Source organism: Mycobacterium botniense (genome assembly GCF_010723305.1).
Classification (GTDB): Bacteria; Actinomycetota; Actinomycetes; order Mycobacteriales; family Mycobacteriaceae; genus Mycobacterium; species Mycobacterium botniense.
On sequence record NZ_BLKW01000002.1, the window covers coordinates 1,756,777 to 1,771,224 of the forward strand.

Annotated in this window: 12 protein-coding genes; 10 read left to right on the forward strand and 2 right to left on the reverse strand. The window is 64.5% G+C overall.

Features of this window, described 5'->3' with window-relative positions; translation table 11 throughout:
* The first annotated feature begins 4 nt into the window (after nucleotides 1-4).
* From G6N08_RS08200 to G6N08_RS08230, 7 genes are all read left to right on the forward strand, one after another.
* Complete coding sequence (locus G6N08_RS08200) at nucleotides 5-1,219, forward strand: MCE family protein (RefSeq protein ID WP_163755970.1); 1,215 nt, start codon at nucleotides 5-7, stop codon at nucleotides 1,217-1,219.
* Nucleotides 1,216-2,247, forward strand: coding sequence for an MCE family protein (locus tag G6N08_RS08205; RefSeq protein WP_163755972.1), 1,032 nt, complete (start codon nucleotides 1,216-1,218; stop codon nucleotides 2,245-2,247). Before G6N08_RS08200 ends, G6N08_RS08205 begins: the two co-directional genes overlap by 4 nt.
* Nucleotides 2,244-3,779 carry a virulence factor Mce family protein gene (locus G6N08_RS08210; RefSeq protein WP_163755974.1) on the forward strand — a complete coding sequence of 512 codons (1,536 nt, stop codon included), beginning with the start codon at nucleotides 2,244-2,246 and terminating at the stop codon, nucleotides 3,777-3,779. The genes G6N08_RS08205 and G6N08_RS08210 overlap by 4 nt, the downstream gene beginning before the upstream one ends.
* A complete protein-coding gene (locus G6N08_RS08215; RefSeq protein ID WP_163755976.1) occupies nucleotides 3,776-5,347 on the forward strand; it encodes a virulence factor Mce family protein in 1,572 nt (523 codons plus the stop codon). Before G6N08_RS08210 ends, G6N08_RS08215 begins: the two co-directional genes overlap by 4 nt.
* Nucleotides 5,344-6,501 carry a virulence factor Mce family protein gene (locus G6N08_RS08220; protein ID WP_163755978.1) on the forward strand — a complete coding sequence of 386 codons (1,158 nt, stop codon included), beginning with the start codon at nucleotides 5,344-5,346 and terminating at the stop codon, nucleotides 6,499-6,501. Before G6N08_RS08215 ends, G6N08_RS08220 begins: the two co-directional genes overlap by 4 nt.
* Before the next feature lies 1 nt (nucleotide 6,502).
* Complete coding sequence (locus G6N08_RS08225) at nucleotides 6,503-8,053, forward strand: MCE family protein (RefSeq protein ID WP_163755980.1); 1,551 nt, start codon at nucleotides 6,503-6,505, stop codon at nucleotides 8,051-8,053.
* Nucleotides 8,054-8,582: 529 nt separating this feature from the next.
* Entirely contained in the window at nucleotides 8,583-9,857 is a 1,275-nt protein-coding gene (locus tag G6N08_RS08230) for an amidohydrolase family protein (protein WP_163755982.1), read from the forward strand.
* Nucleotides 9,858-10,132: 275 nt separating this feature from the next.
* Here G6N08_RS08230 and G6N08_RS08235 read toward each other — a convergent pair whose 3' ends face one another.
* Nucleotides 10,133-11,314, reverse strand: a complete 1,182-nt coding sequence (locus tag G6N08_RS08235; protein ID WP_163755984.1) for an acyl-CoA dehydrogenase family protein — start codon at nucleotides 11,312-11,314, stop codon at nucleotides 10,133-10,135.
* A 363-nt stretch (nucleotides 11,315-11,677) separates the two neighbouring features.
* Between G6N08_RS08235 and G6N08_RS20610 the strand changes: the two genes are divergently transcribed.
* Nucleotides 11,678-11,884 carry a hypothetical protein gene (locus G6N08_RS20610; RefSeq protein ID WP_170301270.1) on the forward strand — a complete coding sequence of 69 codons (207 nt, stop codon included), beginning with the start codon at nucleotides 11,678-11,680 and terminating at the stop codon, nucleotides 11,882-11,884.
* 199 nt (nucleotides 11,885-12,083) lie between these two features.
* Here the strand turns inward: G6N08_RS20610 and G6N08_RS21050 are convergent, their stop codons facing one another.
* On the reverse strand, nucleotides 12,084-12,209 hold the full coding sequence (locus tag G6N08_RS21050; RefSeq protein WP_281352710.1) for a hypothetical protein: 126 nt from the start codon (nucleotides 12,207-12,209) through the stop codon (nucleotides 12,084-12,086).
* Between the two features lie 2 nt (nucleotides 12,210-12,211).
* On the opposite strand from G6N08_RS21050, the gene G6N08_RS08245 reads away from it, so the two are divergent.
* Nucleotides 12,212-13,084, forward strand: a complete 873-nt coding sequence (locus G6N08_RS08245) for an alpha/beta fold hydrolase (RefSeq protein ID WP_163755986.1) — start codon at nucleotides 12,212-12,214, stop codon at nucleotides 13,082-13,084.
* Between the two features lie 328 nt (nucleotides 13,085-13,412).
* The gene (locus tag G6N08_RS08250) at nucleotides 13,413-14,444 is read left to right on the forward strand and encodes a fused (3R)-hydroxyacyl-ACP dehydratase subunits HadA/HadB (protein ID WP_163756850.1); all 1,032 of its coding nucleotides are present in this window, start codon (nucleotides 13,413-13,415) and stop codon (nucleotides 14,442-14,444) included.
* The last annotated feature ends 4 nt before the right edge of the window (nucleotides 14,445-14,448 follow it).

Here is a 14,448-nt window from a genome sequence, read left to right on the forward strand (position 1 = left end):
CGCTATGGCCGCGCCAGGGACGCCGACGAAGCTGCGCATCCAGCTTTACCTGGAGGGTGTCGTTCTGCTGTTAGTCGGCGCCGTGGTCCTTGCCCTGGTGTACATGCAGTTTCGGGGCGATTTCACCCCCAAGGTCGAATTGACGATGGTTGCCTCGCGGGCGGGTCTGGTGATGGACTCCGGATCGAAGGTCACCTACAACGGTGTCGTAATCGGGCGGGTGGCCAGCATCTCGCAGCTTGAACGCGACGGCAAGCCGGCCGCCAAGTTCGTGCTGGACGTGGACCCGAAGTACATCCATCTGATTCCGGCCAATGTGGACGTCAAAATCGAGGCGGCCACCTTGTTCGGCAACAAATTCGTTGCGCTTACGTCACCGAAGAATCCAGTGCCACAACGGATTTCCCCAGGCGATGTGATCGACGTGCAGTCTGTGACCACCGAGTTCAACACGTTGTTTGAGAGGCTCACCTCGATCTCCGAGAAAGTGGACCCGGTCAAACTGAATGCGACCTTGTCCGCGGTGGCGCAGGCACTGGACGGATTGGGCTCCAAGTTCGGGCAGTCGATCGTGAACGGCAACGCTATTCTGGAGCAGCTGAATCCGCGTATGCCGCAGATCCGCTATGACGTGCGACGGTTATCGGACCTTGCGGACATCTACGCGGCTGCATCGCCCGACCTGTGGGACTTTCTGCAGCACGCGGTGATTACGGCGCACACCCTCACAGCGCAGCAAGATGAACTGGATGCCGCGTTGTTAGCGGCGGTCGGGGCCGGCAACAACGGTGCTGGCATCTTGCGCAGGGGCGGGTCGTACCTCGTTCAGGGGGCCCGCGATTTGGTTCCTACCGCCCAGGTACTCGACACCTACAGCCCTGAACTGTTCTGTGCGGTCCGCAATCTTCACGATGTCGCTCCGAAGGTCGCCAAAGCAGTCGGCGGAAACGGCTATTCGCTGTCAGGTGTTGGGACGATCGTGGCCGCACCCAACCCGTACGTCTATCCGGATAATCTGCCGCGGATGAACGCCCACGGCGGGCCTGGTGGGCGACCGGGCTGTTGGGAGACCATCACCCGGGATTTATGGCCGGCACCGTATCTGGTGATGGACACCGGCGCCAGCATGGCCCCCTACAACCACTTTGAGCTTGGCCAGCCCATGTTCACCGAATACGTATGGGGCCGCCAATACGGGGAGAACACCATCAACCCATGAAAATCACCGGCACCGCGATCAGACTTGGCACCTTGTGGTTGGTGCTACTGATGTTCACCGTGATGGTCGTTGTGGTATTCGGCCAGGTGCGGTTCAACCGCACCACAGCGTACTCGGCGGTGTTCACCAGTGCCAGCGGACTACGGGCCGGGCAGTTTGTCCGAGCCGCGGGTGTGGAGGTCGGAAAGGTCTCCCGGGTGCGGCTGATCGACGGGGACAGGCGGGTGCTGGTCGATTTCACCGTTGACCGCTCGCTGCCTCTGGATCGGGCGACTACCGCATCGATCCGGTACCTCAACCTGATCGGCGACCGCTATCTGGAACTCAAACATGGCGACAGCGGTCAGCGACTGGCTCCGGGTGCCACCATTCCGGTCGAGCACACCCAGCCAGCCCTGGATCTGGATGCGCTGATCGGGGGGTTTCGCCCTCTTTTCCGGTCGCTGGACCCGGACAAGGTCAACACCATCGCCCAGGCGATCATCACCGTGTTCCAGGGCCAGGGCGGAACGATCGTTGACATCATCGACCAGACCGCTTCTCTCACAGCGAGTTTAGCCGACCGTGACCACGCGATAGGCGAGGTCATCAACAACCTGAATACCGTGCTGGCTACTACCGTCAAGCGTCACAAGGAGTTCGACCAAGCAATCGGTGACTTCGAGGAGCTGATCACCGGACTGAAGAACAGGGCCGATCCCCTGGCGAGCGCGGTGGCGCACATCAGCAGCGCCGCCGGTACCCTGGCCGACCTGCTGGGTGAGGATCGCCCCTTGTTGCACGGCAGCATCGGATACCTCGACGGCCTCCAGCAGCCACTAATCGACCGGCTGGCGGACGTCGACGACGTGCTGGCAAAGCTACCGGCCGCGTATCGGATCATCGGCCGGGCGGGTGGTCTTTACGGTGACTTCTTCAACTTCTACCTGTGCGACATTTCACTCAAGATCAACGGATTACAGCCCGGTGGTCCAGTACGCACCGTCAAGCTCTTTGGCCAGCCGACTGGAAGGTGCACCCCGCAATGAGGACACTGACAGAATCCAACCGTGGCCGCATCGGGCTGATGGGTGTCGTGGTCACGCTTCTCGTTATCGCCGTGGGGCAAAGCTTCACCAGCGTGCCGATGCTATTCGCCACGCCCATCTACTACGCGCAATTCACCGACACCGGCGGTCTCGGCAAGGGTGACAAGGTGCAGATCGCCGGCGTCAACGTCGGTCTGGTTCGCTCCCTGGCTATTCAGGGCGACAAGGTCGTTATTGGATTTTCACTGCCGGGAAGAACTATCGGCACCCAAAGCCGCGCAGCTATTCGCACCGACACCATTCTCGGGCGCAGGAACTTGGAGATCGAGCCCCGCGGTTCAGATCCATTGCAGGCCAACAGCGTTCTGCCATCAGGTCAGACCACCACGCCGTACCAAATCTACGACGCATTCGTCGACGTGACGAAGGCAGCCACGGGCTGGGACATCGACGTCGTCAAACGCTCACTAGATGTGTTGTCTCACACTCTCGATCAGACCTCCCCTCATTTGAGTGCCGTTCTCAGCGGTGTCAAGGGTTTCTCCGACACCCTTGGCAAGCGGGACGAACAGCTTAAGCAGCTGTTGGCCAACGCCAACAAGGTCGCTTCCGTGCTGGGCGATCGCAGCGAACAGATTGATGCGTTACTGGTGAACGCCAACACCCTGCTGGCCGCGTTCAAACGACGCAGCCAAGAGCTGGAAGCCCTGTTGAGCCATGTGTCGGCAGTGTCAACCCAGATCGTGGGATTGGTTGCGGACAGCCCGAACCTGCACCATGTGCTCAAGCAGTTGCGAACAGTTAGCGGTGAGCTGGTCAAGCGTAAAAACGATCTGTCCGATGTGTTGATAATGCTCAGCCGATACACCGCATCCCTGACCGAGGCTGTCGCTTCCGGCCCGTACTTCAAAGCTATCGCGGTAAACCTGCTGCCCCAGCAAATCCTGCAGCCGTGGGTGGATGCAGCGTTCAAAAAACGGGGCATCGACCCCGAGGAGTTCTGGCGCAGCGCCGGGCTACCGGCATTCCGGTTCCCGGACCCCAACGGGATTCGCTTCCCCAACGGTGCACCGCCCCCGGCGCCGCCGGTGCTGGAGGGTACCCCGGAGCATCCCGGACCCGCGGTCCCGCCGGGATCGCCGTGCTCCTACACCCCGCCAGCCGACGCACTGCCGCGGCCCGCTAACCCGCTGCCGTGCGCCGTGTCGGACCAAGGCCCGTTCGGTTCGGTTCCCGCCGGCTTTCCGGCCCCGTTCGATGTGGCGGCCTCCGCGCCGAATCCTGACGGCTCGGCACCGACGCCGGGGGTGCCGATCGCCGGACGTCCCGGGCAACCACCACCGGACGTGCCGGGCACGGCGGTGCCGCTCGCGCCGGGACCTCCGGGCGCGCGCGAGCCGCAGGGGCCGCCCGGTCCCCTTCCGCCCCCGCCGACGCCGGTGCCGCCCGGACCGCCCGCACCGCCGGGGCCCGGACCTCAGCTGCCGGCGCCCTTCATCACACCCGGCGGGACGGGGGGCAGCAGCCAATGAGCACCATCTTCGACATCCGTCAGCTTCGGCTGCCGAAAGTGTCCCGCAGGGCGATAGTGATTGCCTCGGTGGCGGTGATTTCGGCCCTTGTCGCAGCCGTTGCCGGTGCGCAGGTCTATAAGAAGCTCACCACCACCACGGTGGTCGCATATTTTTCCGAAGCCCTTGGTCTCTATCCGGGCGACAAAGTTCAGATCATGGGCGTGCGGGTGGGGTCGATCGACAAGATCGAACCCGAGGGCGACGCCATGCGGATCACCCTGCACTACAGCCGCAAATACAAGGTGCCCGCCAAAGCCACCGCCTCGATCCTCAACCCATCCCTGGTCGCTTCCCGCAGCATCCAGCTCTCACCGCCCTACACCGGTGGACCGGTGCTGAAAGACGGCGCGGTGATCCCGGTCGAGCGTACCCAGGTGCCTGTCGAGTGGGACCAGCTGCGCGACTCCCTGAACAACATCCTCCGACAGCTGGGCCCGACCGCACAGCATTCGAAGGGCCCGTTCGGTGACCTCATCGAATCGGCCGCGGACAGCTTGGCCGGCAAGGGAAAACAGGTCAACGAGACCCTGACCAGTTTGTCGCGCGCGCTCACCGCCCTCAACGAAGGTCGGGGAGACTTCGTGGCGGTAACGCGCAGCTTGGCACTATTCATTAGCGCGCTGTATCACAACGATCAACAGTTCGCGGCCCTCAACCACAACCTCGCCCAGTTCACCCGGTGGTTCACCACATCCGACCATGAACTGGCCGACACCGTTCAGCGGGTCGACGACGCGCTGGTCACGGTTCGAAAGTTTCTCGACGACAACGGGTCAGTGCTGACTCACGACGTCAACAACCTCGCCGAGGCCACCACCGCGATCCTGCAACCCGAGCCGCGTGAGGGCCTGGAGACCGCCCTACACGCGCTGCCGGCTTTTGCCGGCAACTTCAACAACATCTACCAGCCGGTCCACGGCGCGCTGGTGGGTATGGGTGTGTTCCCGAACTTCGCGAACCCCATCCAGGGCATCTGCAGCGCTATCCAAGCCGGCAGCCGGTTGGGTTATCAGGAATCAGCGGAGCTGTGCGCCCAGTATCTGGCGCCGATTCTGGACGCCGTCAAGTTCAACTACCTGCCGTTCGGCGTGAATTTGTGGAGTACGGCCGCCACCCTGCCCAAGGAAGTGGCCTACTCCGAGGAGCGGCTGCGCCCGCCGCCCGGGTACAAAGACACGACCGTGCCGGGGATCTTTGCCCGAGACACTCCGTTCTCGCACGGAAACCATGAGCCGGGTTGGATCGTCGCCCCCGGGATGCAGGGCACGCCGGTTCAACCGTTCACCGCGAACATGCTGACTCCCGAATCGCTAGCCGAACTTCTTGGTGGACCCGACATCACACCCCCACCCCCGGGAACCACTCTGCCCGGATCGCCGAATGCCTACGACGAGTCCAATCCGTTGCCGCCGCCGTGGTATCCGCAGCCCCCGCCGCCGCCCAAGGTGGTTCCCGCGCCGTCTTCGGGTGCGGCAGCCGGGCTGCCCGCACCCAATGGCTCCGCACCGAGTGGGCCGCGCCGATGACCCGCGCAGCGACACGGCTGATCCTCGGCGCCGGGCACCGCGGGCTGGTCTTGCTGCTGGCCACGCTGATGCTGAGTTCATGTACGTGGCGTGGCATCGCGAACCTGCCGTTGCCAAGCGATCGCGGTACCGGTCCTCACCACCTGACGATCTACGTCCAGGTGCCCGACACGCTCGCGCTGAACACCAACAGCCGGGTGCGGGTCGCCGACGTCTGGGTCGGCACGGTACGTGATATCAGCCTGAAAAACTGGATCGCCACACTGACACTGGACCTCGATCCGACTGTGCAGCTACCGGCCAACGCGACCGCGAAGATCGGCCAGACCAGCCTACTGGGCACCCAGCACATCGAGTTGGCCGCTCCGGCCCACCCGTCGCCACGGCCATTGCGGAGTGGCGACACGATCGGGCTGAATCACTCCACGGCGTACCCCACCGTCGAGCGGACGTTGGCCAGCATCGCGGTCATCCTCAACGGTGGCGGCATCCCACACCTTGAGCTCATCCAAAACGAGATTCTCAACGTCCTTGACGGCCACGTCGACCAGATCCGCGAATTCCTCACGCGGCTGGACACGTTCACTGCCGAACTCAACCGTCAGCGCGAAGATCTCACCCGCGCGATCGACTCCACCAACCAGCTGCTGACAATTGTCGCGAAGCACGACGAGACCCTCGATCACGTGCTCACAGCGATCCCGCCGCTGATCCGGCATTTCGCCGACGCCCGCGATCTGTTCGCTGACGCCACCGAATCCCTGGGGCGGTTCAGCGACGCCGCAAACCGCACCCTGTCCGCGACGCGACCCGGTCTGCACCAGGACTTGCAGTCGCTCCAGCGGCCGCTCAAGCAGCTGGGTCGGGCCTCTCCCTATGCGGTTGGCGCGCTGAAGTTGTTGCTCACGGCGCCGTTCAACATCGACAACGTGCCCAAAGTGATCCGCGGCGACTACATCAACGTGTCGGCGACGGCCGACCTGACGCTGTCCACCCTCGATAACGCGCTGCTGAGCGGCACGGGCTTTTCCGGGATGCTGCGGGCACTGGAGCAGTCCTGGGGACGGGATCCGGGCACCATGATCCCCGACGTGCGCTACACGCCGAACCCCAACGATGTGCCGGGCGGACCCCTGGTGGAACGGAGCGAATGAGATGCTGCCGCGCCTGCTCAAGATCCAACTGGTGTTGCTGACCGGAATCTCGGTCGTCGCGGTGGTGGTCTTGGGCTGGTATTACCTGCGGATCCCCGCCCTTTTGGGTGTTGGTCGGTACACGCTGTATGCCGATTTGCCGCAATCCGGCGGGCTTTACCGAACCGCCAACGTCACATACCGGGGCATGACCATCGGCAAGGTGATCGCTGTCGAACCCACGGAGCGGGGCGCACGGGCGGTGCTGAGCATTGATGCGGGCTATCAGATCCCGGTCGACGCCTCGGCAAACGTGCACTCGGTGTCGGCGGTGGGCGAGCAGTACCTCGACCTGGTATCGGCCAGCAACCACGGTCCGTACTTCCGGACTGGGCAAACCATCCTCAAAAGCAAGGTGCCCAGCCAGATCGGCCCGGCATTAGACGCCGCCAACCAGGGATTGGCGGCGCTGCCGATAAATAAGGTGGAATCGCTGCTCAATGAGACATCGCAGGCGGTGGGCGGGTTGGGGCCCTCCCTGCAGCGGCTCGTCGACGCTACTCAGGCCATCGCCCACGACGTCAAGGGCAGCATCAACGACATCAACACGATCATCATGCATTCAGCGCCAATCATCGACAGCCAGGCCAATTCCGGCGATGCGATCGCGCAGTGGGCAGCCGGCCTCGCCACCCTCGCCGCCCAGACCGCGCAGCAAGACCGCGCGGTGCGCAACATTCTGGCCAACACGGCACCGACGGTCGGCCAAGTCAGCGCGACGTTCGACAACGTTCGCGACTCGCTGCCGCAGACACTGGCCAACCTTGAGGTTGTGTTCGATCTGCTCAAGCGTTATCACAACGGCGTCGAACAGTTGCTGGTGTTTCTTCCGCAGTCGGCTGCGGTCTCGCAGGCCGCTACCTCCGCCTATCCCGATCATGCGTCGGTGGACGTTGCCTTGGCGATCAACCAACCACCGCCGTGCCTGACCGGATTCCTCCCGGCGTCGCAGTGGCGCTCACCAGCGGACACCAGCACCGCCCCGCTACCGGCCGGCACCTACTGCAAGATTCCGCAAGACACCCCCGCCAACGTGGTGCGCGGCGCCCGTAACTACCCATGCGTGGACGTGCCCGGCAAGCGGGCGGCCACCCCGCGGGAATGCCGCAGCCCCCAGCCCTATGTGCCGCTGGGCACCAATCCCTGGTACGGCGACCCCAACCAGATCCGCAACTGCCCCGCACCCGGGGCGCGGTGTGACCAGCCAGTGGATCCGGGCCGGGTCATCCCCGCCCCATCGGTCAACAACGGCCTCAACCCGTTGCCGGCCGATCAGCTGCCCGCACCCCCGCCTCCGGTCAGCGATCCACTGCAGCGACCGGGGTCGGGCACTGTCCGATGCAACGGGCAGCAACCCAACCCGTGTATCTATGTTCCGTTCGCGGCCCCCACAGCGATCTACGACGTGCAGAGCGGCGATGTTGTCGGTCCCGACGGTCTGACGTACACCGTTGACAGTCCGGGCAACCTCGGCGACGAGGGGTGGAAGCAGATGCTGGCGCCGGCGGGGTGAACAGTCGAGTTCCGCCTTGCGCGCACCCAGACGCACGAAAATGACCTCTCCGCAGATGTCGTGTGGACGGTTCGGCCAGCTGCCCATGTCCCATGCCAAGCACATGGAGGAGGGCATCATGCCCAAGACGCCCCCCTCGAAGGCAACCGCGGACATGTCATACCAGCATCCGGTTGCTCAAATACTTTGGTGCGCATGCTGATCTCGATCGTGCTGGATCACCGCGCGGAGTGCTGCGAACTGATCGCGAAGCTCAATGCGCCGTTACGGCAGCAACCCGAAGCGGATCGGACCCAGATCCGAGATCCGCACCGAGCGGTGAACTCCGGGCCGGAAACACCAGGGTGTTGCGGCAGGCACCCGCCCAGGTCATCGAGCAACGGCCCGGCCCGGTTCGCGAGTGACCCGATCAGGCTGATACCGGGGCTACCGGCATTCCGCTCAATGGGTCAATGAGATGACGATCTTGCGCTCGTCGGGCTCGCCGGGACGTTAGCCTTTTATCGTTCCGACAACGGCGGAGGATCCGATGGCTGCAACCTGGGACACGATCGATCGCTACGTCGTCATCTCGACGGACACTCATGCCGGCGCCGATCTTCACGACTACAAACGGTATCTGCCGGCGCGTCTGCACGACGAATTCGACGCCTGGGCCACGACGTACATGAGCCCGTTCGACGACCTGATCATCGCCACCGCCAACCGAAACTGGGACCACGAATTCCGGATGGCAGAAATGGACGCCGACGGAGTGGCCGCCGAGGTGCTGCTGCCGAACACTGTTCCGCCATTCTTCCCGACCACCCCCAACATCACAATCAACCTGCCCCGCACCCGCGAAGAGTTCGAGAAGCGTTGGGCCGGTGTGCAGGCCCACAACCGCTGGCAAGTCGACTTCTGTTCGCTCGCTCCGGCCCGGCGTCGCGGGTTGATCCAGATCTTTCCCAACGATGTCGACCTGGCATTGGAGGAGATACGCTGGGGCGCCGGGCAGGACTGCTTCGGCGGCGTGCTCATCCCGCCCGTCTCGCCCGGTGACTCGCAGGTCGCCCCGCTTTTTCATACCCGCTACGAACCGATCTGGGCGCTGTGCGCCGACCTGGACCTGACGGTTGTGCAGCACGCGGGAGCCGGTAGCCCCGAGATGCCGATGGACCAGCCGGCATCCAATGCGGTGCTGATCACCGAGATGGCGCTGTGGGCCCAGCGCACCCTGGGCCATCTCATATTGGCTGGCGTATTCGAACGTTATCCGACACTACGATTCGTGCCAACCGAGCAGGGCACGCTGTGGGTGCAGCAGCAGCTGGCCGTGCTCGACGCCATGGTGCCCACCATGAAATCGGAGGCCCACAACCGCACCTACGGCATGTTCGGGGGGTCGTCTGTCGACGCGTTGACACTGACCCCGAGCGAATACGCCCAGCGGAACTGTTATCTGGCCTGCGCGTTGGCCCCCTATGACTCCGCAACGATCGATTTCATGGGGGCCGACCACATCATGTGGGGCAGTGACTACCCGCACGAAGAGGGCTTAGCGCCCCACTCCAAGCTGGCCATCCGCTGGGCCCTGCACGACAGGTCGCAAGATGAGTGCCGAAAGATCTTGGGCGGCAACGCCGCTCGGCTATACCGTTTCGACCTTGATGCGTTGGTTCCGGTGGCCACCAAAATCGGGCCGACAGTCGCCGAGGTGCACACACCGCTTGGCGACACCGGTTATCGCGCGCCGGCCGCTTTCGGCTACCGGCCGTTTGAAGGTGGCCTGGCCCTCAAGCGTCTGGCACCCGAACGCAGCTAACGTCGCAGCAACCATGGGTTCGCCACCGGCCCCGGCTCGGCTGGGCGTGGCCTTTGCGTGTCGCGGGCCGAACGGCGCGCCCCGCGGATAGTGGACGCACAGACTAAGCCGAAAGAGCCCGGCACCAGCGCACCCTCTCAGTTCCTCAGTGGCGCAATCGATCTTCTCCCTGGCGACGGTGAGCAGCTGCTTGAAGGCGAGTTGCGCCAACTGCCGATGTCGGCGGTCTAGACCTGCACATAGCCGAGGCTCTTGAGTTCACTCACCGCGGCGTCTTAGATCATGGCCCGCAGCGGGCCCTGCGGTTCGATACCCAGCGAGCTTAGCGCCGAGGCGTGGAACACGGTGCCGGGCACGTGGATGGCGTGGGCGAGACCGGCGTGCGCGTCGCGCCAATAGCGTTGCAGCGGTTTGTCCATCCGCAAGGCGTTGCCCCCGGAGCGGGAGAAAATCTGGTCGACGGCCATGACCGCACGCCACGCCGCACGGATCTGGGTGCGACGTCCGGCAGCGCGGTCCTGAAACGACACGTCCTTGCCGGCTTCGACGATATCGTAGATGCGGTCCACATTGGCCAGCAGTTCCTGGCGGGCGGCGTTGATGTCGGCGGCGGCTTCGCCGATCGCGTACATGACGTATGGATCGTCCTTGATCGCGGTGCCGGTCGCTCCCACCCGGTCTCGTTGATAGTCCAGGTGGGCGGCCAATGCCCCTTCGGCGATGCCGACGACCGCCGCCGTGATCCCCAGCGGGAACATCGTCGACCACGGCATCAGATACAGCGGCTTGGTCATGCCGGCCTTACGTTGCGCAGTGCCGTCCATGACCTCGGTGGCATCCATCGTCCGGTAGTCGGGCACAAACGCGTCGCGCACGATGATGTCCTTGGAGCCGGTGCCGCGCAGCCCCACGACGTTCCACGAGTCCTCGACGATCTGGTAGTCCTTGCGCGGCAGGATCATGTGCAGCATCTGCGGAGGCATGACCGGCGTGCCGTCGGCGTCGCCGAGCATGGCGCCCAGGATGATCCAGTCGCACTGATCGGTGCCGGAGCTGAACTGCCAGTGACCGCTAAAAAGGTAGCCGCCGTCGACGGGTTTGGCCACGCCCTGCGGCGCATACGGGGACGCCACCCAGGTGTCGAAGTCATCGGCCCAGATCTCCTCAGCCACCCGTGGATCGGCATAGGCCAGCTGGTAGGGGTGCACCGCCACCACACCGGTGATCCAGCCGGCGGCGGGATCAAGGGCGGCGGTGGCCATCACGGTCTCGGCGAACTCGCGAGGATGGACCTCGTAGCCGCCGTACTTCGCGGTTTGCAGCAGCCGGATCGACCCGACCTCTTTCATCGCTTTGGTGGTCTGATCGGTCAGCCGGCCGATGCGCTCCGCCTCGACGGCCTGCTCGCGCAGCTGGTCGGCGATGTCCATCACCCGGTCGATTACTCGTTTGGTCATGCTGTCGTCCTTACGTCGAGGGTCGCGATCGATGGTCTGCTGCCCGTGATGATGACATCTTTGATGCTCGCGGTGAGCGGAAAAGCTGTTCCGGGGACCCGCGGTGTCGGGCCCACACGCAGGCTGCCATCGTCGCCGCATGAGCCGATCCGTGAACCGGCCCAGCCTGACCCCTGAGAATCCGTGCGTTGCTCGATGGTCGGGTGCGGATCACGACCGTTCACCACAGCCATACACCGGAAAGTGTGCTGACGTCGGACACCACCGCGTGCGGCGGCCGGAGGCCAAGACTGGGGGAGCAAGGGTGGACCGCCAGGCCAACCGTCACATACGTTATGGGCCAGTACGCCGGCGGGGGAACACATGAAGCGACTTGAGGGCGGCCGCCTCCGGCTGACCGGCGCCGCCCGCGGTAACGAGCAGTCCACCGCGCTGCGGCTGCTGGAGAAGTACGCGGTCATGGGGCCGCCGGCATCGCCGCTGACGGTCTGGACCAAATCCGCGCCCAGGATGCGGGCGAGAGGGGAGCGGTTCACCACTGCGGGAACGTCGGCGACGAGAAATCCGTGATCGACTCGACCCGTCCCGGTATGACGGCCTGCCGGCAAGGGCAATGTCGAGTTTTTACCCAAGCCCTCGCGCGACTATGCGCGCCAGGGTCTGCGCGCGGTGTGCGTCGCCCCCGCCCGTATCACGATCTCCGATGTCAAGGGGGATTACATTCCGCCCGATACGGATTGGTCGTTCGCTAAGCTGTCACCGATCTTGCTCACCAGACTGGAATCCAGCGGGGCGTCAGCGGGTGATCCTGCGGGCCGTTACCGGCGTGGTCGGCGCGCTGGCGTCCGAGGGCGGCGCGTTCACCGGCACCGAAATCCGAGACGGGGGAACCCACGCATGACAGCTGATCTGAGCTACGACACCACCCGTCGCGAGATCGCGACCGAGGCAGGTGTTTTGCGCTATCACGAGGCCGGCGAGGGGCCGCCGCTGCTGCTGTTACACGGCTCCGGGGCCGGAGTGACGGGATGGCGCAATTTCCGGGGGGTGCTGCCCGCGTTCGCCGCGCACTTCCGTTGTCTGATCCTGGAATTCCCCGGCTTCGGTATCAGCGACGACTTCGGGGGCCACCCTTTGCTCACCGCGTTCGACGCGGTGGTCCGGTTCGTCGACGCGCTCGGTCTGGACACCGTCGATATCCTGGGCAACTCGATGGGCGGCGGCGTGGCAATCAACTACGCGCTCGCCCATCCCGAGCGGGTGCGCCGGCTGGTGACCATCGGCGGTATCGGCCTCAACATCTTCAGCCCGGGTCCCGCGGAAGGGATCCGGTTGCTGCAGGAATTCGTCGACGACCCGACCCGTGAACGACTGATCCGCTGGCTGCACTCGATGGTCTACGACCCTGCGGTGGTCACCGAGGAACTCATCGAGGAGCGCTGGCGCCATGCCACCGATCCTGAAACGCTGGCCGCCGCGCGCAGAATGTACGGCAAAGAGGCGTTCACGCAGCTGACCAAGGCCATGGAATCGTCCCCGGGACCGCAGCCGTGGGCGGTGATGCATCGGCTTACGGCGCCGACGTTGATCACCTGGGGCCGCGATGACCGGGTGAGCCCGCTGGACATGGCGCTGATCCCGATGCGCACCATCCCCAACGCCGAACTGCACGTGTTTCCCAAGTGCGGGCACTGGACAATGATCGAGGCCAAAGACGCGTTCGAAACCGTCGTGTTGGCTTTCTTGCTCCGCAAGGGCACCGCGCGGTAGCGCCGATCAGGGTTGCCGGCTGCTCGCCCCGCGCAGCGCGTATCGCTTCTTGCGTAGTGGACGGCTGATGCGAGGCCGGTTTCACGAGCGCATCACCGGTGTGGTTGAGTAAACCTGCCAACTGTCGGGGCAGCAACGTGACTCGGGCCATCGGGTCGTCGGTGAGCGAAGCCGCGGGTTGGCGTGGCAAGGGTGAATCACTGGGTGCGGGTGTCGCCCTGGTGGACCGTACGCAGGGTTGGCGCCGGCGTATGGTGCGACGGTGGCCGCGCGTTACTGTGCTTTGGTCGGCCTCCGCAACAAGCCGATAGAAAAGTTGGGCGCAGTCATGACCACAGCAGCAGAGACGTCGGCGATCGAATCGCGCGTCGGCCACTACTACCAGATGGACCGCACCTATCTGGTCGGCCGCGAAAAGCTACGCGAGTACGCCCGGGCAGTGCAGGACTATCACCCCGCCCACTGGGATGTCGCCGCCGCCGCGGAATTGGGCTATCCGGATTTGGTGGCACCGCTGACCTTCACGTCGGTCCCGGGCATGGCCTGCAACCGCCGCATGTTCGAGTCGGTGGTGGTCGGCTACCACACCTATGTGCAGACCGAAGAAGTCTTCGAGCAGCACCGGCCGATCGTCGCCGGCGACGAGCTGCAGGTCGATGTCGAACTGTCGTCGGTGCGACGGATCGCCGGCCGCGACCTGATCACGGTGACCAATACCTTCACTGATAGGGCCGGTGAACGCGTGCACACTCTGCACACCACCGTCGTTGGCGTCACCGCTGAGGATGTCGATCCGGCGATCAAAACGGCCGCACAGAACGCGATGATGCACGACGTGAACATCGCCGCAATCGGTGAATCCGATGCTGATTACGTGAAGACGGTGCGCCCCGAAGGCGAAGTCCGGATCGCTGCAGGTGGCATCACCCGCACACCGGGGACGTTGTTCTTCGACGAGGTGCGGGTCGGCGACGAGCTACCGGTGCACCATGCGCGGCTGTCCCGCGGTGACCTGGTGAACTATGCCGGTGTGGCCGGCGACGCCAACCCGATCCACTGGGACGAAGACATCGCCAAGCTGGCCGGGCTGCCCGATGTGATCGCCCACGGGATGCTCACCATGGGTTTGGGTGCCGGATTCGTCTCGGCGTGGTCGGGCGACCCCGGTGCGGTGACCCGCTATGCGGTGCGGCTGTCGCAGCCCGCGATCGTGTCGGCCGCCGAAGGCGCAGACATCGAATTCAGCGGCCGGATCAAATCGTTGGACCCGGCAACCCGCTCCGGTGTCGTCATCGTCTCCGCGAAGTCGGGTGGCCGCAAAATATTCGGCCTGGCGACGTTGACCGTCCGCTTCCGCTGACCCC